General features: G+C 76.0%; 1 protein-coding gene. It reads left to right on the top strand.

What is annotated here, in order from left to right:
• The first annotated feature begins 152 nt into the window (after positions 1–152).
• The gene (locus AAHZ94_RS33880) at positions 153–1,376 is read left to right on the top strand and encodes a GNAT family N-acetyltransferase (RefSeq protein ID WP_349997528.1); all 1,224 of its coding nucleotides are present in this window, start codon (positions 153–155) and stop codon (positions 1,374–1,376) included.
• Positions 1,377–1,498 lie beyond the last annotated feature (122 nt).

The raw sequence follows: 1,498 nt of genomic DNA, 5'->3' as shown, positions 1-1,498 counted from the left end.
CCCGCGCGGCCCCGGGCCCCCCGGGGCCCGGGGCCCCCCCCCCGCGGGGGCGGGGGGGGCCCCCGGGCCCGCAGGACCGGAAACGGCGGGCTTCCCATAGCCGGGCGAAAAACGGATGCCCGTGCGACTTTTCGGAACTACGGTCCGGAAATATGGAACAACATTCCCTCCTGCGGTTCGGCGAGGTGCCGGAGACCCGGCTGGACGAGGCGCTCGACCTCAACTACCTCGTCTTCCACGAAAGCCCCGAGGACGACAAGCGGAAGAAGCACCTCGACGTCCTGCGCGAGTGCACCCGCATCGGTGCGTACGACGGAGACCGGCTGGTCGGCCTGCTCGGCACGCTCGACTTCACGCTCTCGCTGCCCGGCGGCGAGCTGCCCTGCCCGGGGCTGACCTTCGTCTCCGTCGCGCCCACCCACCGGCGCCGGGGCGTGCTCACCGGGCTGATCGCCGAGCTGTACCGCGGGTTCGGCGCGGCCGGGACGCCGCTGGCCTGCCTCTGGGCGTCCGAGGACCCGATCTACGGCCGGTTCGGCTTCGGCACCGGCACCACCGGGCTGCACCTGACCATCGACTCCTCCCGGCCGCTCGCGCTGCGCATCGCGCCGGACGAGCGCCCGCTGCGGCTGGTCGACAAGGCCGGGGCGCCCGCACTGCTCGGCCCGTACTACGAGCGCACCCGCGCCGAACGGGGCGGCCGGACCGCCCGGACCCCGGCGTGGTGGCAGACGGAGTGGCTGGTCGAGGAGGACCAGGAGGACGACGAGCTGAGCCCGCCGCGGATCGTGGCGCTGGGCGAACCGCTCGCCGGGTACGCCCTGTACCGCACCAAGGGCGGCGACGACGGGCCCGGCTCCGTGCACCTCTTCGAGCTGGAGGCGGACACGCCGGCGGTGGCCGCGGCGCTCTGGCGCTACCTGGCCTCGATCGACCTGTCGAACCGGGTGGTCGCCTGGGGCCGGCCGGTTGACGAACCGTTGCTGCACTTCTGCGCCGACCGCGACCAGGTGCGCGTCACCGGCCAGCAGCCGGGCCTGCGGGTACGTCTGGTGGACGTGGCGGCGGCGCTGCGCGCCAGGTCCTGGGCCGCCGACGTCGATCTCGTACTCGATGTGCGGGACGCCCAGATCCCGGCGAACGCGGGCCGGTTCCGGCTCACCGTCACCGACGGCACGGCCACGTACGAGCCGACCGAAGCCCCGGCCGACCTCGCCGTCGACGTGCGCGAGCTGGCCAGCGCCTATCTGGGCGACACCGCGATAGCTGCGCTGGTACGGGCCGGCATCGTCACCGAACACACGGCGAGCGCGGCGGCGGCCCTCGACGCCGCGCTCCACACGGAGTTGCTGCCGCACACGATGGACGAGTTCTAGCGGCTCGGCCACCGGGGGGGGGGGGGGGGGGGGGGGGGGGGGGGGGCGCCCCCCCCCCCCCCCCCCCCCCCCCCCCCCCCCCCCCCCCCCCCCCCCCCCCCCCCCCCCCCCCCCCCCCCCCC

The organism is Streptomyces sp. HSW2009, from assembly GCF_040240285.1.
Lineage (GTDB): Bacteria > Actinomycetota > Actinomycetes > Streptomycetales > Streptomycetaceae > Streptomyces.
This window is presented reverse-complemented; position numbering and strand designations above follow the sequence as displayed.